This window comes from Halalkalibacterium ligniniphilum (assembly GCF_000334155.1).
Taxonomy (GTDB): domain Bacteria; phylum Bacillota; class Bacilli; order Bacillales; family Bacillaceae_D; genus Halalkalibacterium; species Halalkalibacterium ligniniphilum.
Map to the genome: position 1 here is coordinate 42,332 of NZ_ANNK01000047.1, position 24,180 is coordinate 66,511.

Genomic DNA, 24,180 nt, shown 5'->3' on the forward strand with positions numbered 1-24,180 from the left:
ATAGCTCCTCTAGAAGAACTGCTTCAAGAGGGGCTATTTTTCTAAAGATAAGATACGAAGGCTTTCGCATTAAAGGGCTTGGTGAAAAACCAAGCTTTATTTATCACACTAGTATTCGCTCGGCAGCCCCTTTCCCTGCCGTATAACCTGTTGAAAAAGCGCAGGTAATATTATAGCCGCCTGTATAGCCGTGAATATCGAGAACTTCTCCGCAAAAATAAAGGCCTTTTTTCTTTTTTGATTGCATCGTCTTTGGCTCCACTTCTTTCACAGAGACACCGCCTCCTGTTACAAAAGCCTTCTCAAGAGGAAGCGTACCATTCACTTGAAAGGAAAATTGTTTAAGCATTTTCGTGAATTGGCGCACTTTTTCATGGGAGATACTAGCACTTTGGCTACTGCTATCGATTTCGACTGTTTCAAATAAAAACTGTAAAAAACGTTCAGGAGCCATTCCCTTCACAACATTTTTAAACGCTTTTTTCGGTTCAGCCTTCATCGCTTTAGTGATTGATTGAAAGAGCGCTTCCCCACTTTGCTCAGGAAAAAGGTCAATTTGCATTTCGGTCGTCGGTACCTTAGCCTTTTTTAACGTCTTTACGACATATTGGCTACAGCGTAAGGCGGCAGGTCCAGAAAGGCCAAAATGAGTGAAAATCATGTCGCCACGATGGGTTTTTACAAGCTTCCCCTTTGTATTGAAGACAGAAAGGGAAACGTCACGAAGGGAAAGACCTTGAAGGGCTTTTTCCTTAATAAATCCTTCATTCGAGGTAATTGGAACCTCTGTTGGATAGAGCTCGGTAATCGTATGGCCTGCTTGCTTAGCCCAAGGGTATCCGTCTCCAGTGCTTCCTGTATGGGGAACAGACATCCCTCCAACGGCGACGATAATCGAATGGGCGTGAAGGAGTTCACCATTTTCAAGCTTAACGGCCTCTACAGAGTCTTCATTAAATACCATTTCCTTTACAGGTGTGTTCAGCCTAATCTCAACCTGATATTCTTTAATCTTATTAATGAGTGTATTAACGACAGTCTGTGCTTTATCAGTAATAGGGAACATCCGACCATGATCTTCTTCCTTCAAGAGAATGCCTAACTGTTCGAAGAAGTTAATGATGTCCTCATTATTAAAAATCGAAAAAGGGCTGTACATAAACCGTCCATTACCAGGAATAAACTGAATCAATTCATCAATGGGTTTGCGGTTCGTCACATTGCAGCGTCCCCCACCAGAAATAGCCAGCTTTCTTCCTAACTTATCACCTTTATCAATCAGGAGGGTATTTGCTCCATGCTTTGCGGCAGAGACAGCGGCCATTAATCCGGAAGGGCCACCACCTATAACGATTACATCATACATGACAAAAGACACCTTTCTAACGTTCTGTATTTATTTGAGTGCAGCCATCCATTGCTAACTTGTGAACATACAAAGACTCTTGTCTGTGATCAAATGACTACTTTAATCTTAAGAATAGTATTTTGTTCAACCTCTTTCAAGAAGCACGAGATGATGGTACATTTTTAAATCGTCAACTAAATCGGAAAATGAAATAGCTTAGAAAATGGATTCAATTGCATAGGTTATTTTAAGACAAAGGTCTACCTTAGGAATATACGCTCCAAAATCAAACATTTGATGAAGGTGGAAATTACATCAAGAAAACATGGCATAACTATGCTACAATGCTTACTAGATCATGAAAGATGCAGCTCGTGTACATAGGAGGAAGCGATGGCAGATTCAAAGCTTTTGCGGGGAACGATGGTACTAACCGCAGCGACACTCATCTCAAAAATTTTAGGGTTTATTTATATTGTGCCTTTTACAGAAATTGTTGGTCAAACCGGAATTGCACTCTACGGCTACGGCTACACTCAGTATACTGTTTTATTAAGCCTTGCTACCTTAGGGGTTCCAATAGCCGTTTCAAAATTTGTCTCAAAATATCAATCATTAGGGGATTATGAGACAGGCTATCGTTTATTCCGATCAGGGCTTGTTTTTATGAGTATAACGGGGGTCCTTGCTTTTCTGTTTCTATTTTTGGCAGCGCCATTTTTAGCTTCACGTATTCTTCCTGTGGAGGTGGAAGGGGGAAACACACAGTCGGATCTTATTTTTACAATTCGTATGGTAAGCGTAGCCTTGCTTGTTGTACCTGTCATGGCACTTGTACGGGGGTATTTTCAAGGGCATCAATCAATGGGGCCGACCGCTGTTTCTCAGGTCGTTGAACAAATCATCCGCATTATCTTTATTTTGGCGGTAACCTTTGCGCTTGTTAACATTGCCGGTGGTGAAATCGGAACAGCTGTTGGTTTTGCGACATTTGGTGCCTTTGTAGGAGCAATTGGCGGGCTTGCTGTCCTCAGCTATTATTGGATCAAACGAAGAAAAGGGATCTTACAGCAGGTGGAGCAAAGTACTGTTCGCCATAATCTTTCATTGCCAGAGATGTATAAGGAGCTGATTTCCTACGCTTTACCATTATCTTTCGTCGGTTTGGCAATTCCATTGTTTCAATTAATTGATACGTATATGTTTAATACGGCATTAAAAAATGTAGGATTAACGAGCAACGCTGAGACGTTTTATGCAGTTATCTCACAAACAGCCCATAAAATTGTGTTAATTCCAATGGCTTTAGCAACCGCGTTATCCATTACCCTTGTTCCGACAATTACGAGGTCGTTTACAGATGGAAATCAACCGCTTTTACAGCGGCAAATTACGCAAACCTATCAAATCATTCTGTTTATCACATTGCCTGCCGCTGTCGGGTTATCTGTGTTGTCCTATCCGATTTTTGGGTCACTGTTCGGTCTAGTTGATCTTGAAATTGGTGGACTTGTATTAAGGTATTATGGTCCGATTACCCTGTTTTTCTCGATCTTCGCTGTGACAGCGGCGATTCTTCAAGGGTTAAACAGGCAAAAGTATGCGGTAATTGCTCTCATCGTTGGTTTAGTGGTGAAGCTAGCAACAAATTACGTACTGCTGACTTCAATCGGCCCTCTTGGAGCTGTTGCTTCAACGTACCTAGGGTTTTTCATTGCAATCGGAATGAATGTGTGGGCGATCGGAAAATTTGCAAACTTTGATTATCGTTTTATTGTGAAGCGAGGGTTGCTTATTTTCATTTTTACAGTTGTCATGGCGATTGGCGTCATTGCTGCTTATCAAGTTCTGTATCTACTTTTTCCACTTGATACAAGGCTCAACAGCTTTATTTTAACGATTGTTGGTGTTGGAGTTGGAGGACTTGTTTATCTTTATCTCACGTATCGATCCCACTTAGCTGGACAAGTGTTAGGTACCCGTTTTTCATTTTTAAAAAGAGGTTGACTTATTGAAGATAGCTCTCATTGATGGACAAAGGCGACTGCATGGTCATATCACGCAAACGGTTGTCATCAAGAGAGCTTTCCCTTATCACAGCGGGGTCGTCGATAAAAACCGAAAAAAGAAAAAAATCCCTTGATTTCGACAAGGGTTGTCAACGAATTGCCCTTTTGCTTCGATCCGCTGTTTGTTATAATAAACCAAGCGAAATAGGCAGTTCCGATAAAGAAAGACATGTCTTGGATAAGTCTATCGAATTGAGGGAGTCCCATGAATTATTCATTTATAAAAGATAATGATTGGCTGCTTATCATCACAACGCTTTTGCTTGCGAGTTTTGGGCTGTTGATGGTGTTCAGTTCTAGTTATGTTACAGCTTTATATGAAGCAGGGAACCTGTATCATTATGCCCAAAGACAATTGATATGGCTTATTTTGTCCCTCCTTGCCTTTTTGTTTTTTATGCATTTTCCGTATCGTTTTTATAAAAAGCTTGCTCCCTTGATTCTCTTTTTTTGCGTTGTTTCCTTGATTCTAGTCAAAGTACCAGGCATTGGTGTATCAGGTGGAGGAGCAGAACGTTGGATTGGAATCGGGCCTTTTACTGTACAGCCTTCCGAATTTGTAAAGCTTGGGATGATTATTTACTTAGCTTCGGTATATTCACAAAAGCAAGCCTATATTGATCAGTTTGTAAAAGGGGTTATGCCACCTCTTATTGTCGTTGGGGTTATTTTTACCTTAATTATGCTTCAGCCAGATTTAGGCACCGCTACAGCCATTTTGATTTTGACAATTTTAATTGTCTTTTTCTCTGGAGCTAAGTGGCGCCATCTGGTCGGATTAGCTATTGTCGGTTTATCGTTATTTATAGTGTTTGCTACATCAGCCTCTTATCGAATGGAACGGCTTACCTCCTTTATGGACCCCTTCTCTGATCCCTACGGCTCAGGTCTTCAGCTCGTCCAGTCCTATATTGCCATTGCCCATGGCGGTCTAACGGGAGCAGGACTTGGTCAAAGTGTTCAAAAGCTTTTATATTTACCAGAACCTCATACAGACTTCATTTTGGCCATTATTGCAGAAGAATTAGGCTTTTTGGGAGTGGGGTTTGTCCTTTTCTCCTATGGCTTTATCTTGTTTAGAGGTGTAGCGATCGGCACTCGTTGTAAAAATCCATTTGGAAGTTTGTTGGCTTTTGGGATCGTCTTTCAAATTGCGATTCAAGTGGTATTTAATGTTGGTGCGGTTACAGGCTTACTGCCGATTACGGGAATCCCCCTTCCACTTGTTAGTAATGGGGGCTCTTCGTTACTTGTAACCCTCATTTCCATCGCAATTTTGGCCAATATCGCAAGGCATAACATTCGTCAAAGAAAAGGAAAGATGAAAGAGGAACGATCGCTTCAAGCATCGTAATTAAGTAAAAAATCGTTTTGAGCCGTTTTGTCTACATTTTTGAATGTTTGCTATAATTGTGGAGGGTTTCCTAAAGGATACTTTCACTTTATTGAAATTTCTTTGTTTGTTGAACAAGGGCATGAAAGGAATGGGATATGGAACAGCAAAAGTCACCCTTTCAGCAGTTAGATTATACGCTTCTGTTTTTGTTGTTTTTACTTATGTGCATTAGTCTCCTTGCTATTTATAGTGGGACGACAGAGCAGTATACCGATCTGGAAACAAATCGGGGTATTTTTATGGAACGTCAGCTGCTCTGGTTTGCAATTGGAATTGTACTCATGATTGGGGCAATGCTCGTTGATTTTGAAATCTTTAAGAATTTATCGATTCCAATGTATATTATTGGAATGATTTTGTTACTTTGGGTAGAGTTTTTTGGTATCATTCGTAATGGATCTCAGAGATGGATCGGAATTGGTGATGCCATTTCATTTCAGCCATCTGAATTTGTAAAAATTATTGTGATTATTGCATTAGCTCATTTGCTCTCTCGTCTGACTGCCGAAAAAAGAGAAAAAAGTCTACAAGCTGATTTTATCCTTTTACTAAAAATATTAGCGGTTGGTCTTCCACCGTTCTTTCTGATTTTAAAGCAGCCAGATTTAGGTACTGCGCTTGTCATCGGCAGTGTGATTGCTACGATGATTCTTGTTTCAGGTATTTCTTGGCGGCTTATTGGTTTTATTGTGTTGCTGGTTGTCGCTGGATTGTTAACGATGGTTTATTTACACAATTATCATTTTGCCTTCTTTTCAAATTACTTAATCGAATCGCACCAATTGGAACGAATTTACGGATGGTTAAATCCTGAGGAATACGCCAGTGATTTTAGCTATCAGACGGTTCAAGCGATGATTGGTATTGGCTCTGGTCAGCTTTATGGTAGTGGGTACTTACAAAGTATTCAATCTGCTAGTGGCAATGTGCCTGAGCTCCACACCGATTTTATTTTCACCGTTATTGGTGAGGAGTTTGGTTTCATCGGCGCAACGATTCTGCTTGTCATTTTCTTTCTCATGTTTTATCGAATGGTGTTAATTGCTCTTAGCTGCAACAATCTGTTTGGAACCTACTTAGTAGCTGGTGTCATCGGCTTATTGGTTTTTCAAGTGTTCCAAAATATTGCCATGACCGTTGGACTCATGCCAGTTACAGGACTTGCGCTACCATTTATAAGTTACGGGGGAACAGCACTATTAACAAATATGATTGCGATTGGCATTGTGTTGAATGTAAACATGAGGACAAAGCATTACATGTTCAAATCAGACGAAGCGATGTAGGGGAAAAGGGGGAATTCTGTGCATTTGTTTGTCGGCTCTGGAAGGCTAACATCCGCGCTCCTCTCTTTTTTTAGAAAACAGGAAGAAAAAGTAGGTGTATTCGGAAGAAATCCTCAAACGGCATCTGATCTTGCCGCTCAGTATGCTTTTGTTGAGGAAGTCAATGAAACAGCATTCTCTCAAGCCACCCATGTCTATGTTTGCCTGCCTAAGGATCAATACGCACCCTTTTTTCAAAGCTACAGTCATTGGTTTGCTGAGGGGGCTGCTTTTTACTTCTTTGCAACGGCGGCAATGGAGAAGGAGGTAAGGGAGTGGATTCCTTTTAAACGTGTCGTTCCTTGCAAAGTAGTAGGGCATGCGAAGCAGATGGCGGAAGACCATAAGGGGCTTCTTGTGATTCCAGAACACCACGAAAAAGAGCGGGACGTGCTGAGACGCTTTTTCGGGTCAGGGATTGATGTTGTGCTTGGAGAGGAGCAGACCGTATTACAAGCAAATACGATAGCGACAAAGGCTGTTCTTGAAATGATGGTTGAACTTCGAGCTTTATTACAGGAAGCAAATGTTCCTCCAGATTGGCATAACCATATTTGTGAACAGACCGTTCGTGGTGTAGCAAAAGCTTATGTTAAAAATGACCTCGGGGGATTTGCTAGAGCATTTCTTAAGGATGAAATGAAGGTGGGCGACCATGAGACTTGATAAATTACTTTCGAACATGGGATTTGGTTCTCGAAAAGAAGTAAAAAAGCTTTTAAAAGCAGGTAGTGTTCGTGTAGAAGGTAAGGTGGTAAAAGATCCTTCAATCCATGTACAGCCCGAGCTACAGAATGTGACTGTCCATGGTGAAAACGTGGAGTATAAGCCTTTTATCTACTTAATGCTGAACAAACCAAAAGGGGTCATTTCAGCAACAGAGGATATGGAGCATGAGACGGTTGTCGATTTATTAGCCTTTGAGCACGCTCTGTATGAACCCTTTCCAGTTGGTCGATTAGATAAGGATACGGAAGGATTTGTCCTGTTAACAAATGATGGAAAGCTGAACCATGAATTAATGTCACCCAAAAAACATGTAAAAAAAACCTATTGGGCAAAAGTTCGTGGTGTGGTGAGAGAAGAGGATATAACAGCGTTCAAAGCTGGCGTTATCCTTGACGATGGGTATAAAACGAAACCAGCTGAGCTCGTGATTTTAACAAGCGGTGAAATCTCTTATATTGAGTTAAGCATTACTGAAGGGAAATTTCATCAAGTGAAACGAATGTTTCAAGCAGTAGGTAAAAAAGTGTTAGAGCTAAAGCGATTATCCATTGGCCCCCTCGCATTAGACGATTCTCTTGAAACGGGGATGTATCGCGAATTGACAGAGGATGAGGTTGTATTACTTAAAAATCATCAAGCCTAAACGAAAAGAGCTTCCTTTTTAAAAGGGAGCTCTTTTCTCTGTTTTCTGTGGAAAAGGGGACAGAGCTTACAGGATGATAAAGCAAGAAGCCTGTTCCTCACACCACCTTAATTGAAAGGTTGCTCATCGTTACTTGACGGCCTCGTTTCCATCCCAGTGGGAAGAGAGAGCAACTCATAAGGTTTCTATAGAGGTCATTATGATACACGTGTTTTTTTCTTTTTTGTAACTGTCCACTTACCGCGAGTTGGGCTCTCAACAAGTTTGTTGTACTCTAGCACGTTTAAATCTCGCTGGATCGTGCGCTGGGTAATACCAAACTCTTCAACCAATTCATTCGTTGTGACGGTCCCCCTTTGTTTAATGTACAAGTAGATGGACTTAATTCGAGTCAGCATACGATCAGTTGAAGTTTGCAAAAAACCACTCCTTATTCATCATATCTGCATTGTTATTCTATTCATTATATGCAAGGATATTCGTAACCTAGCTGTGAGCAATGAATAGTTCAAAACGACGGTCAATGGCTACCAGCATTACGGTAAAATAAAGTAACCTTGGCAAACATTGATTTTTTTAAGGAAGAAGGGTAATGTTGGTAATAGATGGTGGTTTTCTACAGTTGGTATCATTCGTCTATAACCCTTCATCACGTTTATTGTACAATAATTTTGTCAATATGGCAAAAAATCAGCTGAATCCTGCTAGAATAAGTGATAGACGGGGAATTTTATTAAGAAACCATCATGAGCGACTTGCTCTTCCCACTGGGATGGAAACGAGGCCGTCTTGTTATACTGTACACCATTTCAATGAAGGCGGTGTGAGCGGAAGTGCTTGATTGTTTCACCAGCTTGTACTGAAGCTCCGTCCCCTTTTCGTAGAAAAAGAATCCCCCTGCTTTATGAGGGGGGCGTCTTTGTTTAAAGATTTCTCAGTGTTATGATTGTTCATCAAACTGAAATAAATCAGTGGACAGATAGCGCTCACCAGTATCACAGGCAATGGCAACAACAACATCGTCTGGAGATAAGCGTTTTGCAACTTGCATGGCTGCATAGCATGCTGCACCAGATGAAGGACCGACGAGAATGCCTTCAAGGCGGGCTAATTGTCGAGCGGTTTCGTAGGCATCTTCATCTTCAATTTTAAAAATCTCTTCATAGACATCCTCGTTTAAGATCGGGGGAATAAAGCCAGGGCTTGTCCCAACGAGCTTATGCGGACCTGGCTTTCCACCAGATAAGACCGGGGAGCCAGCAGGTTCAACAACGTGAACGGAAACATTCGGGTAAAATTCCTTTAATTTTTCACCTGTTCCGGTGATTGTACCACCTGTTCCTGATGCTGCAACAAAGGCGCTAAGCGATTTTCCAATCGAATCCAAGGCGTCTTTTATTTCGACAGCTGTCGTATGACGGTGCGCGTCTGGGTTTGCATCGTTTTCAAATTGCATTGGCATAAAGCTATTGGGAATTTCTTTGACGAGTTCGTGTGCCTTATCGATCGCACCTGGCATTTTTTTCTCGCCATCTGTTAAGACGACTTCTGCACCATATGCCTTTAATAAGTTAATTCGCTCCTGTGACATCGTATCAGGCATTGTCAAAATTGCACGATAGCCACGAGCTGCGGCGTTCATGGCAATGCCAATGCCAGTATTACCGCTAGTCGGCTCTATAATCGTTGAACCAGGCTTTAAATAGCCATCTTTTTCAGCTTGGATAATCATATTAAATGCTGCCCGGTCTTTAACGCTCCCGCTCGGGTTAAACATCTCCATTTTTAAATAGACAGCAGCTCCGTTTTTATCTGGAAGACGGTTCAGCTTGACTAACGGAGTTTGACCAATTAATTCCGCAATATTCTCAACGACTTTCATTGACATGTCACATCCTTCTATCAGCTTTGCTCTTTCATTTTAACATAGGGAGGGAGCGATTTCCTATGCAAGTGATCAGGCTTATCGAACGTTTGTGACGAAGTAAGGATTGAAACGAGATTTGTAAATTTTTTAAGTAGGTGAACATCATGCGACAACCACATTTCTTTTTGGCACTGCCTTTACCAAAAAATCTAAAAGAAAATATTGCAAGTAAAGCTCAAGAAATACCGTTTTATCGGTCATTTAAAAAATGGCTACATCCTGAAGATTTACATATTACACTGGTTTTTCTGGGAGCTATGGAGGAAAATCAATATCAAGAACTTGTGGACAAGTGTCAGTCTCTAATCTTAAGCAAGAACCCCTTTTCATTGACAACCAATCACTTTTCTTTCTTTGGACAGCAGGAGAAACCACGTATTTTTTGGCTTGGGGTGGAACAATCAAATCGACTTGCAGAGCTTCAAGGTGAGGTTCAACAAATCTGTTTAGACGTAGGGATGACGGTGGAAAAACGCCCGTATCGTCCTCATATTACGTTGGCCAAGCGCTGGTCTGACGCGCGTTCTTTTGCGGAGGTTCAGGCATTGCTACAACCTCTCTCTTCTTTAACATGGGAGGTCAATGAGTTCGTATTGTACCGTACGAATGTAGACAAAATTCCTTCTTATGAAATCGTAGAGCGTTTTTCTTTTCAGCAAAAGGGGGAATAACATAATGAATCTCATTCGTATTACCTTTCACATTTGTATTCTATATGGATTTTATCGGATGGGAGCATGGATTCAAGAAACCTTCGCTCTCTTTATACCAGGAAGTATTATTGGTTTGTTTTTGCTGTTGCTATTATTCATAACGAAAATCATGCCTGTTGAATTTGTGGAGCAAGGAACACAGGTGCTGCTGAAATACATGCCAATGTTGTTTTTACCTGTCATTGTTGGTGTAATGCAATATCCACAGATTTTCTTAGGAAAAGAACTGTTGCTAATTGTTATCACACTTTTTAGTACAATCATGGTCATGGCAGTGTCTGGTTTGTTAACGCAATGGATGGCGGTAAAAAAGGAGCAAAAGTCATGATAGAGCTTTTCCTTTCGATTGCGAGTATTGCTTTTACCGTCCTTGTATACATGGGGGCGCGGTTTGTGCATATGCGTTTTCCCCATCCATTGACACTACCACTATTAATTGGCACGATTTTTATTATTTCGTTCCTTCTCCTATTTCGAATTCCTTATGAAGTCTATGAAGCTGGAGGACGGTGGATTGAAGAATTATTGGGGCCTGCAGTTGTGGCACTTGCTTATCCTTTGTACCGGCAAATGTCTTTATTAAAGAAGTATTTTTTCTCTATCCTTACTGGTGTGATGATAGGTTCCATTGTCGGTGTAATTTCAGGATTCTGGCTTGCTAGCTGGCTCGGTGTGGAACAAGAGCTCGTCCATTCGATTGTTCCAAAATCAGTGACGACCCCTGTTGCGATGGATGTGACGGCGTATCTAAATGGAAACCCCCCATTTGCAGCCCTTTTCGTTATTATTGCAGGAATTGGCGGTGTCCTTCTAGCACCAACTGTCTTTCGCTGGTGCAAGATCACCCATACGCTTGGCAAAGGAATTGGGATGGGCACAGCCTCTCACGCCGTCGGAACGGCCAAGGCTTTGGAGAACAGTGAGAAGGAAGGGGCAGCTAGTTCCATTGCGATGACGTTAAGTGCCATTATTGTTTCCATTTTGGCGCCTGCTCTCGTTTTTATCTTGCAATCGTAGACAAGGCAACGTTTAATAAGGATAACAGAAACCTGTATGAGCAGCACCCTCTTCCCACACGGATGAAAACAAGTTCATCAGGTCATTCTGTGCACCATTTCAATGATGTCCTGCGGGGAAAACGGAAGTGCTTCAACGTTTTATCAGCTTGCACTGAAGCAGTGTCCCCTTTTCCATCATAGAAAAGATAAGAAGAACGCTATGCGATTTGAAGAAAGCTGGAGGGAAAAAGGTGGCCCATTTAATAAAACTTGAAGATTATTCATCACGCTATCAATACGATATGAATCGATACCCGAGCCAGTTTACGAGAATGAAAAGAGAACGCTGGTACTATGTTAAGTCCCAATGGCAACAGCAACAGGTTGAAAATAAGCGTGAGCATCAAATGAATGATGAGGTAGAGGATGACTGGTTTGAGGAGCAATCAAATATCTTTTCTCAAGCATTAAACCGTGTTCGCGCATTTTATCAAAAAAGAACGTCTCCGTTTGAAAGAGAAGCGGATCTTGTTGTGAAGGAAACGAGCAGCGAGGCGAACCTCCCACCAACACTGGAAGCACTTCGCGAGCATTTTCTTGAAGAGATTTTTCAATCTCAGCTTCGCTGGGCAAGTTCATCATTGGTCGATGTATCAACTCTTCATCCTCGCTATCAATATGATGAATGGTTACGTTTTTTTGCTCTTAGGCTACCAGATAATTATTTTTTAATGTATAAGCCCGTGTTTTTCATTAAGAATGCGCCGATTGAACTTGAAATTATGCTTATTAGTCCGACGGAGCTTTCTTGTATTACGATTCTTGAAGGTCAAGAGCATAGTGTTTTCGAAGCAACGTCAGAGCGTTTTTGGATTGAGTATGTCGATAAAACAAGGAAAAAGCGCCTCAGTCCGTTTGTTAGTCTTGGACATATGACGGGAGTTGTTTCCCAGTTAATGAAAGATGCAAATTTGTCGTTCCCGATTCGTAAAGTTGTATTAGCTCCAATGAGTGTGATTGATAACAAAGTGCAGGGAGCAAAGGTCGATTTTGTTGACAAACGAAACTTCCAAGCGTGGCATGAGAAGTTACAGCGGCATCCATCCCCTTTAAAGAAAGACCAAGTGCTTACTGCCCAAGCTCTCTTAAAGCATTGTCATATTGTCGCTTCAAGCAGGGAGGAAGCAGATGAGGAATCGAGTGGTGCTGATCGTGAGAACCCATTGAATTAGTGCAGGAAAGCCAGTATAATGAGTAAGGCTTATTGAATAATAGGATTCGGATGTTATTAAAAAGAGATAATTGTTAAGACAAGGGGACTTGATTGAATGAGAGAAGCAGAGGGTGTAGGAGGGTTACTTGTTGAGCCTGATGATTTTACGTGGCGAGTTGCCCGCCACTTTAATTGGAGTGGGGGCTTCGAATATATGATTGAAATTGAAGAGCTCGATGGCTGTATTAGTTATGGAAATACGATCGGTGATGCAAAGCATGGATTATATGAAGCTCTTCATTTATGGATTCGTCAATATGGTGAATCTGCATTGCCTGAAATTCCTTCAGGTGCCCAGCTTATTTTTCTTGACCCTCCGATGACGGTTGAGGATTTTGAATATATTAACCAAGAATTAAAAAAGTTAAATTAAAAAAATCGATCCCACGCCACGAGGATCGATTTTTTTTATGAAGCAGGCGCCAACGACTCGAGCTGCTGACATCTTGTGTTTTTGTTATGAAAAAACAACGGTTTTATTGCCGTATACGATGATTTTGTCGTCAATATGCCATTTAACGGCACGGGCGAGAACCTCACGCTCGACATTTTTACCGACGACACGGAGCTGCTCTGTTGTGAAACGGTGGTTTACGCGAAATACATCTTGCTCAATAATTGGACCTTCATCAAGGTCATCTGTGACATAGTGAGCTGTCGCCCCAATAAGCTTTACACCGCGCTGAAAGGCTTTTGCGTATGGGTTAGCTCCGATAAATGCTGGTAAAAATGAATGATGAATATTAATAATTTGTTTTTCAAATGTTTCAACAAATGTAGGAGATAAAATTTGCATGTAGCGAGCTAACACGATGACATCAATCTTGTGAGCTTTTAAAAGCTCTGTCTGCTTTTGTTCTGCAGAAGCTTTTGTCTCCTTTGAAACGGGTATATGGTAAAATGGGATTCCGTAGCTCTCCACAATCTCTTTTAAATCAGGGTGGTTGCTAATGACTAAAGGAATTTCAGCGTGAATTTCTTTGGAGCGCCATTGCCACAAGATTTCTAACAAGCAATGATCTTCCTTCGAAACGAATATTGCCATTCGTTTGAGTCGTTCTTCACGTTCCATTCTCCAGTCCATTTCATATTCTGAAGCGACCGATTGAAAATCCTCTTTAACTTTGTCGAACACTTCTGGTAATCCTTTAATATCAAACTCGATCCGCATAAAAAAGCGACCGCCCTCAGGATCGGTTGAGTATTGGTCAGATTGTACAATATTCGCACCGTGCTCATGCAAAAAAGAAGATACGGATGCTACAATTCCAGCACGGTCATGGCAGGAAATGAGCAAACGAGCACGATAAGATGGTCTTTCTTGGTTCACATTGTTTCCTCCGTTCCTTTTGTTTTCCACTAAAGCATGATTGATGCATTTCAACAAAACCACTCATTTAGTATGGATTGCTGCTCAAGAAAAACATCAAAATTTAAGCGATTACTAAACACGAGTTTTTCCGCTCACAATACAATAAATAGTACATAAATCGCTTTCCCATTGGAAGGGGGCTTACACCATTGAAGCAAAAGGAGACTAGACCTGTCAATTCAATTTTTTATTCAGCCGAGTTTATGACGGAGTACGTGATTCGATTTACATGTAAATCGGCAAGCGAAGGTGGAGAGATACCGCAAGTAACGGTGTATCAAGACCAACATTTGGTGCAAGTTCGCTCGATTAAAAGTGAAAAAGAAAATAATCGTTTATTTTATCTTATTACACTCAATGAGCCCATCTCTTTTGGCAAAGAATATACAATTTATCATGAACAAGAGAGGACGTCTTACTGCATCCATGCAACGGAGGTTGTCCGGACTGATTCATTCGATCAGCAATTTTATTATGAAGGGGACGATTTAGGAGCTACATACACGCAGGAAGAGACAATGTTTAAGTTATGGGCTCCAACGGCCGTAGAGGTGAAATTGCTTCTATTTCAAACTTGGTACGATGAAGACGAGCAAATGTATGCCATGGAGCGCTGCGAGCGAGGAACATGGAGTGCGACGATACAGGGTGACCTTGATGGAGTGTGTTATTTGTACCGAGTGAAGGTAAATGGAGAATGGACAGAAGCGGTTGATCCATATGCAAAGTCAGTATCGATCAATGGGGATAAAGGCATGATTGTAGATCTAAAGAAAACCAATCCAGACGTTTGGGTAACCCCTTCAATCATGAAGGTAGAGGATAGTATTATTTACGAGCTCCATGTCCGGGACTTCAGCATCGATAAACGTAGCGGAGTAAAAAATAAAGGCAAATATCTTGGATTAGTGGAGGAAAAAACAGTCGGCCCAAAACAGCTGTCAACAGGCCTTGCCTATCTTGAGGAGTTAGGCATTACACATGTGGAGCTCCTTCCCCTTGCTGATTTCGGCAGTGTTGATGAATCGAACCATCTAGCTGAGTACAATTGGGGATACGATGTCATCCATTATTTTTCGCCAGAAGGGAGCTATGCTTCAGATCCATACGAAAAGGGCACACGAATCTGTGAGTTAAAAAAAATGATTGCTAGGTTTCATGAGAAGAACATTCGAGTCATTCTAGATGTGGTGTATAATCACGTTTACGTCCGTGAAACCTCTCATTTTGAAAAAATTGTACCGGGCTACTTTTTTCGTTACAATCCTGATGGAACATTAGGAAATGGAACAGGGGTTGGAAATGATCTTGCTTCTGAACGGGCAATGGTGCGAAAATTCATTTGTGATTGTGTGACCTATTGGGCAAAAGAGTATCGAGTTGATGGGTTCCGCTTTGACCTAATGGGGATTATCGATGTGGAGACGATGAAAACCCTTCAGACACTTCTTTTAAAAATAAATCCTTCTCTTTTATTATTGGGCGAAGGATGGGATCTGCCCACACCTCTTGACCAAAGCAAGAAAGCCACAAGTGCACAAGCAAAAGTTTTAGATAAAATCGGCTTCTTTCATGACGGCCTGCGAGATAGTTTAAAAGGAAGTACGTTTGAATTAAAGGCCGCTGGGTTTTGTGCGGGCAATGATAAATTGAAGCAGGCTGTATTAACAGGGATCAAAGGGAATCCAAATCAGTATGCATTTCCACGGCAGGCGATTAATTATGTTGAATCTCATGACAATCACACGCTTTGGGACAAACTAAATTTTTTGAGTGATTCGGCAGATGTCCGAGTACTTATGGAAAGACATCGATTAGCCACTTCCATTGTTCTGCTTTCACAAGGTATTCCATTTTTACACGCGGGACAGGAGTTTTTTCGAACGAAATACGGGGTAGAAAATAGCTATTGTTCTCCTGATTGGGTCAATCAAGTGGATTGGGGGAGAAGAGCTGTCTATGAACAAAATGTGAATTTTATCAAAGGATTAATTGAACTTCGAAAAGGGCATGGTGCATTTCGACTGCCATCATTTGCTGTAATAGATAGGCATTTTCGAACGCTTGAAGCACCTTCAGCAAGTATTGCCTATCATTTGGCAGATGTTAGGGAATGGGGAGTGTGGAAAGATATTGCTGTCATTCATAACGGAAATGCTGAGGTCGTTGAAATAAAACTGCCAAAACAAGGAGAATGGGAGGTTGTCGTTGACGAAGAAAGATCGGGTTTGATACCATTATATACATTCGACAAAGAACGACTTATCGTACCAAAACGTTCGTCAATGGTTTTGGGTCAACGCTAGACGTAGACGAGTAGAGTTGCCGTTTGCAGCTCTACTCTCTTCATGTTGAAGATGTTGCTTTTGGTCAAGCTAAGTAAAAGAGAGCAAATTTTTCATATGTTATATGGACAATTTACGCTATACTATAAGAATAGGCTGTAATCGATCTGGTGAAAGACTTAGAGTTTGAGGGTGAATTGGTTGAACATGTTATTAGGTGAAGGCTGGCAGGTAAAGCCTGCTGGAGGTGCAACAGGAGAGGCGTATATTGCTGAACAAGGTGAGCAGAAGCTTTTTTTGAAGCGGAATTCTTCACCGTTTTTAGCTGTACTTTCAGCAGAAGGTATTGTTCCTAAATTATTATGGACAAAGCGACTTGAAAATGGAGATGTGATTACTGCGCAGCGTTGGATTCACGGTAGAGAGCTCAAGGCGTTTGAAATGAAAGAAGGCCATGTTGCTCAATTATTGGCAAAAATTCATCATTCTGTTGAACTTCTGGATATGTTTAAACGTATTGGTAATGAACCATTAACCCCAAAAATCATTATTGAAGACCTCCAAAACAGTTTGAAACGGAATCTGTTTGAAGAGGAGGATACAGTTGTAGAACGTGCCATGCAGTATCTTGAGGCTTATTGTGATCAAGTAAGTCAAGAGCATTATGTTGTGTGTCACTGTGATATCAATCATAATAATTGGATTATAAGTAAAAATGGCGATCTATATTTAATTGATTGGGACGGAGCAACCGTCGCTGACCCGGCTCTTGATATTGGTCTATTACTTTATTCTTATATTCCAGAGTCTGAATGGGAAAAGTGGCTTTCTAATTATGGGCTAGAAATGAATGAGAACTTACGTCTACGCATGCACTGGTATGTAGTGTCTCAAACCATTTCAGTAATGCTTTGGCATATTGAGCGGGAACAGACGGAAGAAGTGAATACGTGGAGAGACTATTTACACTCGTTAATCCTATAAGAAAACAAATCCCCTTTAACTCAACTTAAAGGGGATTTGTTTATCCATTTTCTTGAAGATAAGAAAGCATAAATTCGATGATATATAGCTCAGCGCCTAGCCCCTTGAGGTTGCGTCAGCGTCTAAGTCGCTGCCTAAAACCTAGCAATATATTCACAAGGGCTTCTCAAGGGACTTGGGATTTTTTATCCTGCCATTGAGCTTCGTCTTTTTTTCGCAGCAATATGACAAGCTCAATGGTCTATTTCCTGGGGAATGATTAAAGAAGCTGTCGAGTTATTGCTCTGTTAAGACAGAAAGCCATTGTTCTACGTCGTCATTTGAAAAAGGACTCGTATTTTGGGTATGTTTTGTTTGAATGGATCGGATCGTATGTTGTAAATCGATCGGCAATGTTTGATCCTGTAAAATGGATGAAGTGATCCTTTCGATTTGTGCCGCTTCATCTAACGACATATATTGCTCGGTTGCTTGGTTTTGCAAAAGGTCTTTTAAAAGCCTCACTTTTTCGCGGTTAGTGATCGGCATGAGCACACACATCCTTTGGTTCAGGTTACTTATAGGATGTGTTCCTGAAAAATGATTATTCATGAAGGAAGTTAAATTTCTCGACCTTTGCGTTGTTGATAGTCAATCGTTACGGCTTTACTGCCGTTTCCAAGTAAAGTTAGCTCTTCAATCCACCGTTTGATGTTCAAATCGTAATAGGGAATAAAATCCTCATGCTGCTCTTCTTGTTGTCCTTCTTTGAAAAATAATTGAAGCTCATCTAACGTACCTTGAAAGTTTGGATCAATGTCGTATTCTTTGCGCAATATTTGATAAAGAGCATACATGTGTTGAAAGTCTGCTTGAGTTGCTTTGTTCGTCTTTCGAACATGATAAAGAACTTTGGCTAGTTCATTTGCTTCAGGTAACATTGGTGTCCCCATAACAACCATCCTCTCTAAAGTTCAAATGGTTTTACAGACTCTATACCCTCATTGTTATTTTTTTAATCATGAAAATATGAATTTGATTTTTGTGCGGTTCTATACTTTCGCTGCGTTAAAAGCTATAATACATGGTTGATAGGATAAAAAGGAGTGGTTGACGTCGTGCGTTTACGAAACAAACCTTGGGCAAGAGAAGAGCTAGCAAACCAACCGTCCCTTGTCATTCCAAATCCTTCTGAGCATAAAGGGAAATGGAAAGAGTTATTTGGAATGGATCAGCCCATTTATGTAGAGGTAGGAACAGGAAAAGGACGTTTTTTAACAGAGATGGGAAAAAAATATCCCCATATTAATTTTTTAGGGATTGAACGTTACGAGAGTGTTCTTTTAACAGCGATGCAACGAGTGAAAGAAGCAGGTCTTCGTAATGTGAAATTCTTAAGTGAGGATGTCAATAACGTAGAAGAATTTTTTGAGCATGGGGAAGTTGATCGGCTATTTATTAATTTTACAGATCCTTGGCCAAAAAAACGTCACGAAAAACGACGGTTGACATATGAAGATTTTTTGAGGAAATATGAGAAAATTCTTAAGCCTAATGGAGAAATTCACTTTAAAACGGACAACCAAGGCTTATTCGAGTATTCTCTCCATAGCTTCTCGAAATATGGAATGATCTTGAATCAGGTCAGTTTAGATTTGCATCAAAGTGAATTTCAAGAAGAGAACATTATGACTGAATACGAAGAGAAGTTCTCAAAGAAAGGCATGCGCATTTATCGTTGTGAAGCGGTCTTTCGGCGTTCATCAATGTGATGGATGATGAACGAAGCAGTATCTATTCTCCTACCTTCTCCGGTTTGCGGTGCGGAAAAGATAAGGGGGAAAGGAAATGAGTTAAAATCATAAGAATGAGGCTGGGACATAACGAACGTGTATGATTGAAAATGCGAACAATGCACAACCTTAGCGAAGTATATTTCCGAAGCGATTGCTATGCATCAAGATCATTATGTTCGGATTTCTCATCAATAAAAACTCTTTTGTCCCAGCCCCATTTTTAAAAAGCATATTATTTCAAAGCGCTATCTCGATCTAGACGGCGCCTTGCGCGTTTCCTATGATGCTTGTAAATCAAGTACGGCTCCACTGTTCATATCAACAAGAAATTCATATTGGACGGTTCCCTCATCTGTTGAGGATGAGATGCCGCCTCGGTAGACTGTATATTCAAGATTGTTTCGTTCAATTTTTTCAGGAAGCATATGAATCCAAGAACCCGTAATGGCAATTTTCGGTGCTAGTGCCTTTTTGGCAAGCTTTAATGCACGTTCAGGCGAAATTTTATCTGATGTAACCGTTGGTTGAAGAAGCAAGCCTGCTGCAAGTCCTATTCCAACCCCTAAAGCAAAGCGTTTTATTCCCATTTTTATCAGCCATCCTTTCAAGTATAATTATAGCTTATTATACCGAACGAAAGAGGGATTTCCAAATGGAAGCTTAACGAAGCTTAGAAGCGATATGGAAATTTGTTCATACGTCCGATAGAATAAAACGAGTACATAACGATTCGTTATACGAAAGGAGTTTGTTCATGAATCAAGAAACGCTTCAGTTATTTAAAACGTTAACGGAACTACAGGGTGCTCCAGGATTTGAGCACGATGTTCGCAAATTTGTTCGTGGTGAGCTCCAACGCTATTCAGATGAAATCATTCAAGATCGACTTGGAAGCATTTTTGGTGTGAAGCGCGGTAATGAGGACGGACCAAGGGTCATGGTTGCAGGCCATATGGATGAAGTTGGCTTTATGGTCACATCGATTAATGAGAAGGGTTTGATCCGCTTTCAAGCATTAGGGGGATGGTGGAGCCAAGTTTTACTTGCCCAGCGCGTACAAATTATAACAGATAATGGACCTGTCATAGGTGTGATTGGCTCTACGCCACCACATTTACTAGAAGAGGCGCAACGTGCAAAACCGATGGAAATGAAACATATGTACATTGACATTGGTGCGGATGATCAGGAAGACGCCAAAAAAATTGGGATAAAGCCTGGCCAACAAATTGTGCCGATTTGTCCGTTTACACCGATGGCAAATGAGAAAAAAATATTAGCGAAGGCATGGGACAACCGATATGGTGTAGGCCTTGCCATTGAACTGCTAAAAGAGCTTAAGGATGAAGCTGTTCCTAATATTCTTTATTCAGGGGCAACTGTACAAGAGGAAGTAGGACTTCGTGGAGCAGCGACAGCCGCACAAATGATCAAGCCAGACCTTTTCTTTGCTTTGGATGCAAGTCCTGCCAATGATGCAACAGGAGGAAAGGATGCGTTTGGTCAGCTTGGAAAAGGCGCTTTGCTTCGAATTTTTGATCGAACAATGATCACACACCGAGGGATGCGTGACTTTGTGTTAGATACTGCTGAGAGCAACAACATCCCTTACCAGTATTTTATTGCTCAAGGAGGAACTGATGCTGGGAGAGTCCATACGACAAATGAAGGCGTTCCTTCAGCTGTGATTGGTATTTGCTCACGTTATATTCATACCGCAGCATCCATTATTCATGTTGATGATTATGCAGCAGCAAAGGAATTACTTGTGAAGCTTGTAAAGTCATCAGATGAAACGACGTTAAAAGCGATTCATCAGAATGGGTAAATCGTGATAGTGGTCCCCATTTTTAAAAATAAGGAAAGGTTATCGTGTACTTTTTTGACGAATGGGAAGAAGAAACGTTCAATCAAAGGGTGGGTCGAATGATCGTGCTAGCCGTAGGTTCTAAAAACCGAGCCAAAGTTTATGCTGTACAAGAAATCCTTATTCGCGAGCCGATAAAGGTTGTGTCCCTTGATGTGCCTTCAGAGGTGGCAAAGCAGCCTCTTTCAGACGAAGAAACGCTAAAAGGGGCGATCAACCGAGCAAAAGCGTGCTTGGATTCAAAAGAGATATCGCTAGGAATCGGATTAGAGGGCGGTGTTTGCGAAACGGATTATGGATTGATGCTTTGTAATTGGGGAGCTCTCGTTAATCGAAAAGGAAATGTATGGGTGGCAAGTGGTGCAAAAATTCCAGTTCCTCACCATGTAGCTGAAGCGCTTAGAAACGGAGAAGAGCTTGGAGACATTATGGCCCGCTTGACGGATGATCGCGACATCCGCGTTAAAATGGGAGCTGTCGGCATCTTTACAAATGAACGAATCACTCGAAAAAAAATGTTTGCCCACATTGTCGAGCTATTATACGGGCAATATTTATATCATGGAGCAGAGGAAATAAAGCATTAAGTCTATTTTTACAGTAAAAGGCTGGGGCATAACGAACGTGTATGATTAAAAATGCGGACAATGCACAACCTAAGCGAAGTATATTTCCGAAGCGAAGGCGATGCATCAACGATCATGACGTCCGGATTTCTCATCAATAAAAACTCTTTTGTCCCAGCCTCTTTTTTCACGATTCCTCAAACACGTACGCTAATGCTTTCAAGGCTTGTTCTGGCGTTTCAACCACGACTTAGGCTTTATTTGTCAGTTCTTTTAATGGGTGATGGAGGGATTCACGAATGAGAATGAGTGGCTTATTTAAAGGGAGGCCGTTGCTGCATCCATGGCACGATTCCATTGCTTGTACTTTTCTCCAAGGAATGCGACAATAATATCTGCTTTGTTTAAGCCGCTTCGTCTTTTAGGACATGATTTGGTTGCTTTCCTAAAATTTCTTCGCCGATGCTATCTGAGCGGTTGTGGTTCTCCAGCGGACCTAAAAAAGTTAAAGGGAGCCCCATCTCTTTTGCCTTCTGCTTTAATGCTTCACGCCAGTTACTATGAATCTCTCCAGCTAATACATATACAATTCCATTCCTATGACCTCCTTGAGCCTCTTTATTTTAATGTACCTCTTTTAATCAGTATAAAACTTTTTAACCCATAATCAGCCAATTGAAAATAAGGATAGCATGAACTAAAAAGGTGTCTTGTCAGTAGTAAAGCATTCGAGTATGATAGACAAGACTGTATAAGTGAAAACATTTTAAGGGAGTGTAAAGGGTGAGAAAGGCATTTCATGCGCTGTTAGCTATCTGCTTGATGCTAATTTTTACTGGATGTAGCGTATCGACAGAAGAAGCAATAGACAGTGCAATTTCAACGTTTTATGAGAGCTTTGACGCAGAGCCTGCAGAGGCAAATACGAAAACGGAGCAAATGGAATTTTCCTTGGCTCAAGGGTTTGAATTGGTAGAGGAATCTGATTATAACGTTTTAGTGAAGAGAGAAAATCAATTGTATGTGCTTTTCTTTAATCCTTCTGAACAGGATGATAGCTTGGTCAATTTAGAGAGGGACCGTGAATATGAAGAAGAAGCGATTCGCTTTGAAGTAGAAGAACGAGAAGGTGTGGTTGGTTATTTAACCATTGTTCCGGAAGAAGAAGAGATGATGATGGTTATTGTCGGCATAGGTGGTAAAAAGGTGACGACAATCACTTCTCGTCAACATTTAGAGGCAAGTGTTGAGGCGATGACAGAAATGATTCATTCCATTGATTATACAAGTGAAGCGTAAGAAGGAGGAGCGAGATTGAAAAGCTTTCTTGAGAGAAAAGGAGTGTCCTTATCAGGGCGAACCTATTTTATTACAGCACTAAGCTATATGGCTTTAGGACTTTTTTCTTCCCTAATTATTGGATTAATTATTCAAACAATCGGTGAGCAATTTGAATGGGGTTTATTCGTTGAAGTGGGTGCTTTAGCGATGAGTTTATATGGGGCGGCGATTGGAGTGGCGGTCGCCTATGGACTGAATGCCCCTCGACTCGTCCTTTTTGCGGCGGTCATCACAGGGGCTGCCGGCGCCGAGCTTGGGGGACCAGCTGGAAGCTTTGTCGCTGCGCTTCTATCTACAGAAGTCGGAAAACTTGCATCTCAAGAGACAAAGGTAGATATTATTGTTACACCCTTTGTGACCATTATGACTGGCTTTTTGACCGCTAGCCTTATTGGTCCAATCATTCAAACAGGGATGACAGGCTTTGGTGAAATTATTATGTGGGCAACAGAGCTCCGTCCCATATTAATGGGAATTGTCGTTGCAACATTAATGGGGCTTGCTCTTACTGCACCGATTTCAAGCGCGGCGATTGCGTTTATGCTTGGCCTTGAAGGCATTGCGGCTGGGGCAGCAACGGTCGGTTGTGCTGCTCAAATGATTGGATTTGCCGTTAGTAGCTTTCGAGAAAATCGTTGGGCTGGCTTGCTTTCGATTGGAATTGGGACGTCCATGCTCCAAGTACCAAATATTATAAAAAACCCCCTGATTTTAGTTCCACCGACGGTTGCAGGAATCATTTTAGCACCATTTGCGACAGTCATCTTTGGGATGACGAATAATCCTGCTGGTGCAGGGATGGGAACGAGTGGCCTTGTCGGTCAAATCATGACGTTCACTGACATGGGGTTCTCGGCGAACGTAGCATGGTCTGTTTTTCTTCTGCATTTCCTAGGCCCTGCAATCATCAGTTTGCTCCTCTCTGAATGGTTTCGGAAAAAAGGGTGGATTCGCTTCGGTGATATGAAAATTGAACAATCATAACGATGAGAAAGGATGCGGTTGTGAAAATGAAAAATTTAGAATCAATGGAGCAGTTTCAGCAAGTAACGAAAGAAGAGGATGCTGTCCTAATGTTTTCTGCAGGCTGGTGTCCAGATTGCCGCGTCATTGAACCTGTTTTGCCAGAAATCGAAAGTGCTTTTCCACAGTTTACTTTTTATTACGTCGATCGTGACGAATTTATTGATTTATGTAGAGAATTAGACGTTTTTGGGATTCCGAGCTTTCTTGTCTACAAAAATGGACAAGAGGTGGACCGATTTGTCAGTAAGGACCGAAAGACGAAAGAAGAAATTGAGCAGTTTTTATCAAACGCAGCGACAAAATAAGTGGTAGAGAGCGTCCAAAACGGGTGCTCTTTTTTTCTGTGAAAAGGGACAGAATGACAAAGCTAGAAGCGTGTCGCTTACATCCCTTCATTAAAAGGGTCCTCAGTTTCATCCAAGTGTGAAGGGCGATCCGTTCATGCAGGGTACTGTAAAAAGGTCATTCGTTCATCAAGAGTTTTGTGAGAGACGGCAGCGTTATCCGTTTGGTTGCATAAAAAGAACATGTTAAACTAAGGAT

General features: G+C 41.3%; 25 protein-coding genes and 1 pseudogene. 18 read left to right on the top strand and 8 right to left on the bottom strand.

Translation table 11 applies throughout. From position 1 onward, the window contains the following. Positions 1-103: 103 nt before the first annotated feature. The gene (locus BLT_RS0103945) at positions 104-1,366 is read right to left on the bottom strand and encodes a BaiN/RdsA family NAD(P)/FAD-dependent oxidoreductase (protein ID WP_017726509.1); all 1,263 of its coding nucleotides are present in this window, start codon (positions 1,364-1,366) and stop codon (positions 104-106) included. 375 nt (positions 1,367-1,741) lie between these two features. Between BLT_RS0103945 and BLT_RS0103950 the strand changes: the two genes are divergently transcribed. From BLT_RS0103950 to BLT_RS0103975, 5 genes are all read left to right on the top strand, one after another. Further along, a complete protein-coding gene (locus BLT_RS0103950; RefSeq protein WP_017726510.1) occupies positions 1,742-3,355 on the top strand; it encodes a putative polysaccharide biosynthesis protein in 1,614 nt (537 codons plus the stop codon). Positions 3,356-3,622: 267 nt separating this feature from the next. Beyond that, complete coding sequence (gene ftsW / locus BLT_RS0103960) at positions 3,623-4,771, top strand: putative lipid II flippase FtsW (protein WP_017726512.1); 1,149 nt, start codon at positions 3,623-3,625, stop codon at positions 4,769-4,771. Between the two features lie 137 nt (positions 4,772-4,908). Continuing rightward, positions 4,909-6,099, top strand: a complete 1,191-nt coding sequence (rodA, locus tag BLT_RS0103965) for a rod shape-determining protein RodA (RefSeq protein ID WP_017726513.1) — start codon at positions 4,909-4,911, stop codon at positions 6,097-6,099. A gap of 18 nt (positions 6,100-6,117) precedes the next feature. Then, entirely contained in the window at positions 6,118-6,804 is a 687-nt protein-coding gene (locus tag BLT_RS0103970) for an NAD(P)-binding domain-containing protein (protein WP_017726514.1), read from the top strand. Beyond that, positions 6,794-7,510: a pseudouridine synthase gene (locus BLT_RS0103975; RefSeq protein ID WP_017726515.1), complete on the top strand. Its 717-nt coding sequence runs from the start codon at positions 6,794-6,796 to the stop codon at positions 7,508-7,510. Before BLT_RS0103970 ends, BLT_RS0103975 begins: the two co-directional genes overlap by 11 nt. A gap of 197 nt (positions 7,511-7,707) precedes the next feature. On the opposite strand, the gene BLT_RS0103980 is transcribed toward BLT_RS0103975, so the two are convergent. Both BLT_RS0103980 and cysK read right to left on the bottom strand, forming a co-directional pair. Then, on the bottom strand, positions 7,708-7,929 hold the full coding sequence (locus BLT_RS0103980; protein ID WP_017726516.1) for a DeoR family transcriptional regulator: 222 nt from the start codon (positions 7,927-7,929) through the stop codon (positions 7,708-7,710). 521 nt (positions 7,930-8,450) lie between these two features. After that, positions 8,451-9,392 (bottom strand): cysteine synthase A, encoded by a 942-nt coding sequence (cysK, locus tag BLT_RS0103990; protein WP_017726518.1) that lies wholly within the window; start codon positions 9,390-9,392, stop codon positions 8,451-8,453. Positions 9,393-9,541: 149 nt separating this feature from the next. On the opposite strand from cysK, the gene thpR reads away from it, so the two are divergent. The 5 genes from thpR to BLT_RS0104015 all read left to right on the top strand — a co-directional run bounded on the left by thpR (position 9,542) and on the right by BLT_RS0104015 (position 12,794). Beyond that, the gene (thpR, locus tag BLT_RS21375) at positions 9,542-10,108 is read left to right on the top strand and encodes an RNA 2',3'-cyclic phosphodiesterase (RefSeq protein WP_017726519.1); all 567 of its coding nucleotides are present in this window, start codon (positions 9,542-9,544) and stop codon (positions 10,106-10,108) included. A 4-nt stretch (positions 10,109-10,112) separates the two neighbouring features. Then, entirely contained in the window at positions 10,113-10,478 is a 366-nt protein-coding gene (locus tag BLT_RS0104000) for a CidA/LrgA family protein (RefSeq protein ID WP_017726520.1), read from the top strand. Further along, positions 10,475-11,167 (top strand): LrgB family protein, encoded by a 693-nt coding sequence (locus BLT_RS0104005; RefSeq protein ID WP_017726521.1) that lies wholly within the window; start codon positions 10,475-10,477, stop codon positions 11,165-11,167. The genes BLT_RS0104000 and BLT_RS0104005 overlap by 4 nt, the downstream gene beginning before the upstream one ends. 232 nt (positions 11,168-11,399) lie before the next feature. Further along, positions 11,400-12,380: a hypothetical protein gene (locus tag BLT_RS0104010; protein WP_017726522.1), complete on the top strand. Its 981-nt coding sequence runs from the start codon at positions 11,400-11,402 to the stop codon at positions 12,378-12,380. Between the two features lie 96 nt (positions 12,381-12,476). Further along, positions 12,477-12,794 (top strand): type II toxin-antitoxin system HicB family antitoxin, encoded by a 318-nt coding sequence (locus BLT_RS0104015; RefSeq protein ID WP_017726523.1) that lies wholly within the window; start codon positions 12,477-12,479, stop codon positions 12,792-12,794. Between the two features lie 84 nt (positions 12,795-12,878). Here BLT_RS0104015 and purU read toward each other — a convergent pair whose 3' ends face one another. Then, positions 12,879-13,751, bottom strand: a complete 873-nt coding sequence (gene purU, locus BLT_RS0104020; protein ID WP_017726524.1) for a formyltetrahydrofolate deformylase — start codon at positions 13,749-13,751, stop codon at positions 12,879-12,881. Positions 13,752-13,942: 191 nt separating this feature from the next. Between purU and pulA the strand changes: the two genes are divergently transcribed. Continuing rightward, positions 13,943-16,099 carry a type I pullulanase gene (gene pulA, locus BLT_RS0104025; protein ID WP_017726525.1) on the top strand — a complete coding sequence of 719 codons (2,157 nt, stop codon included), beginning with the start codon at positions 13,943-13,945 and terminating at the stop codon, positions 16,097-16,099. A 186-nt stretch (positions 16,100-16,285) separates the two neighbouring features. Next, positions 16,286-17,062, top strand: coding sequence for a phosphotransferase (locus BLT_RS0104030; RefSeq protein ID WP_017726526.1), 777 nt, complete (start codon positions 16,286-16,288; stop codon positions 17,060-17,062). Positions 17,063-17,338: 276 nt separating this feature from the next. On the opposite strand, the gene BLT_RS0104035 is transcribed toward BLT_RS0104030, so the two are convergent. Together BLT_RS0104035 and BLT_RS0104040 are read right to left on the bottom strand one after the other, a co-directional pair. Further along, a complete protein-coding gene (locus BLT_RS0104035) occupies positions 17,339-17,590 on the bottom strand; it encodes a YtzH-like family protein (RefSeq protein ID WP_017726527.1) in 252 nt (83 codons plus the stop codon). 71 nt (positions 17,591-17,661) lie between these two features. Continuing rightward, entirely contained in the window at positions 17,662-17,994 is a 333-nt protein-coding gene (locus tag BLT_RS0104040) for a hypothetical protein (protein WP_017726528.1), read from the bottom strand. Between the two features lie 165 nt (positions 17,995-18,159). Here BLT_RS0104040 and trmB point away from each other — a divergent pair, with 165 nt between their 5' ends. After that, positions 18,160-18,813: a tRNA (guanosine(46)-N7)-methyltransferase TrmB gene (gene trmB / locus BLT_RS0104045; protein WP_017726529.1), complete on the top strand. Its 654-nt coding sequence runs from the start codon at positions 18,160-18,162 to the stop codon at positions 18,811-18,813. 302 nt (positions 18,814-19,115) lie between these two features. On the opposite strand, the gene BLT_RS0104050 is transcribed toward trmB, so the two are convergent. Continuing rightward, entirely contained in the window at positions 19,116-19,424 is a 309-nt protein-coding gene (locus BLT_RS0104050; protein WP_017726530.1) for a PepSY domain-containing protein, read from the bottom strand. 167 nt (positions 19,425-19,591) lie between these two features. On the opposite strand from BLT_RS0104050, the gene BLT_RS0104055 reads away from it, so the two are divergent. Together BLT_RS0104055 and BLT_RS0104060 are read left to right on the top strand one after the other, a co-directional pair. Beyond that, a complete protein-coding gene (locus BLT_RS0104055) occupies positions 19,592-20,665 on the top strand; it encodes a M42 family metallopeptidase (protein WP_017726531.1) in 1,074 nt (357 codons plus the stop codon). Positions 20,666-20,709: 44 nt separating this feature from the next. Then, complete coding sequence (locus tag BLT_RS0104060; RefSeq protein ID WP_017726532.1) at positions 20,710-21,291, top strand: DUF84 family protein; 582 nt, start codon at positions 20,710-20,712, stop codon at positions 21,289-21,291. Between the two features lie 229 nt (positions 21,292-21,520). On the opposite strand, the pseudogene BLT_RS21380 reads toward BLT_RS0104060, so the two are convergent. After that, positions 21,521-21,860: pseudogene (locus BLT_RS21380) on the bottom strand (YtoQ family protein). 193 nt (positions 21,861-22,053) lie between these two features. Here BLT_RS21380 and BLT_RS0104075 point away from each other — a divergent pair. The 3 genes from BLT_RS0104075 to BLT_RS0104085 are packed head-to-tail and all read left to right on the top strand — an operon-like array spanning position 22,054 to position 23,942. Then, complete coding sequence (locus BLT_RS0104075; protein WP_017726535.1) at positions 22,054-22,569, top strand: hypothetical protein; 516 nt, start codon at positions 22,054-22,056, stop codon at positions 22,567-22,569. Positions 22,570-22,584: 15 nt separating this feature from the next. Further along, on the top strand, positions 22,585-23,595 hold the full coding sequence (locus BLT_RS0104080; protein ID WP_017726536.1) for a PTS transporter subunit IIC: 1,011 nt from the start codon (positions 22,585-22,587) through the stop codon (positions 23,593-23,595). Between the two features lie 26 nt (positions 23,596-23,621). Continuing rightward, positions 23,622-23,942 (top strand): thioredoxin family protein, encoded by a 321-nt coding sequence (locus BLT_RS0104085; protein WP_017726537.1) that lies wholly within the window; start codon positions 23,622-23,624, stop codon positions 23,940-23,942. Positions 23,943-24,180 lie beyond the last annotated feature (238 nt).

Excerpts from the sequence above, each read along its gene's own strand:
- BLT_RS0104015 (WP_017726523.1), top strand. The coding sequence starts at position 12,477 with ATGAGAGAAGCAGAGGGTGTAGGAGGGTTACTTGTTGAGCCTGATGAT.
- BLT_RS0104035 (WP_017726527.1), bottom strand. The coding sequence starts at position 17,590 with ATGCCGATCACTAACCGCGAAAAAGTGAGGCTTTTAAAAGACCTTTTG.
- thpR (WP_017726519.1), top strand. The coding sequence starts at position 9,542 with ATGCGACAACCACATTTCTTTTTGGCACTGCCTTTACCAAAAAATCTA.
- BLT_RS0103945 (WP_017726509.1), bottom strand. The coding sequence starts at position 1,366 with ATGTATGATGTAATCGTTATAGGTGGTGGCCCTTCCGGATTAATGGCC.
- BLT_RS0104050 (WP_017726530.1), bottom strand. The coding sequence starts at position 19,424 with ATGGGAATAAAACGCTTTGCTTTAGGGGTTGGAATAGGACTTGCAGCA.
- BLT_RS0103950 (WP_017726510.1), top strand. The coding sequence starts at position 1,742 with ATGGCAGATTCAAAGCTTTTGCGGGGAACGATGGTACTAACCGCAGCG.
- BLT_RS0104005 (WP_017726521.1), top strand. The coding sequence starts at position 10,475 with ATGATAGAGCTTTTCCTTTCGATTGCGAGTATTGCTTTTACCGTCCTT.
- BLT_RS0104030 (WP_017726526.1), top strand. The coding sequence starts at position 16,286 with ATGTTATTAGGTGAAGGCTGGCAGGTAAAGCCTGCTGGAGGTGCAACA.
- BLT_RS0103975 (WP_017726515.1), top strand. The coding sequence starts at position 6,794 with ATGAGACTTGATAAATTACTTTCGAACATGGGATTTGGTTCTCGAAAA.
- cysK (WP_017726518.1), bottom strand. The coding sequence starts at position 9,392 with ATGAAAGTCGTTGAGAATATTGCGGAATTAATTGGTCAAACTCCGTTA.
- ftsW (WP_017726512.1), top strand. The coding sequence starts at position 3,623 with ATGAATTATTCATTTATAAAAGATAATGATTGGCTGCTTATCATCACA.
- rodA (WP_017726513.1), top strand. The coding sequence starts at position 4,909 with ATGGAACAGCAAAAGTCACCCTTTCAGCAGTTAGATTATACGCTTCTG.
- BLT_RS0104040 (WP_017726528.1), bottom strand. The coding sequence starts at position 17,994 with ATGGGGACACCAATGTTACCTGAAGCAAATGAACTAGCCAAAGTTCTT.
- BLT_RS0104000 (WP_017726520.1), top strand. The coding sequence starts at position 10,113 with ATGAATCTCATTCGTATTACCTTTCACATTTGTATTCTATATGGATTT.
- BLT_RS0104085 (WP_017726537.1), top strand. The coding sequence starts at position 23,622 with ATGAAAAATTTAGAATCAATGGAGCAGTTTCAGCAAGTAACGAAAGAA.
- BLT_RS0104055 (WP_017726531.1), top strand. The coding sequence starts at position 19,592 with ATGAATCAAGAAACGCTTCAGTTATTTAAAACGTTAACGGAACTACAG.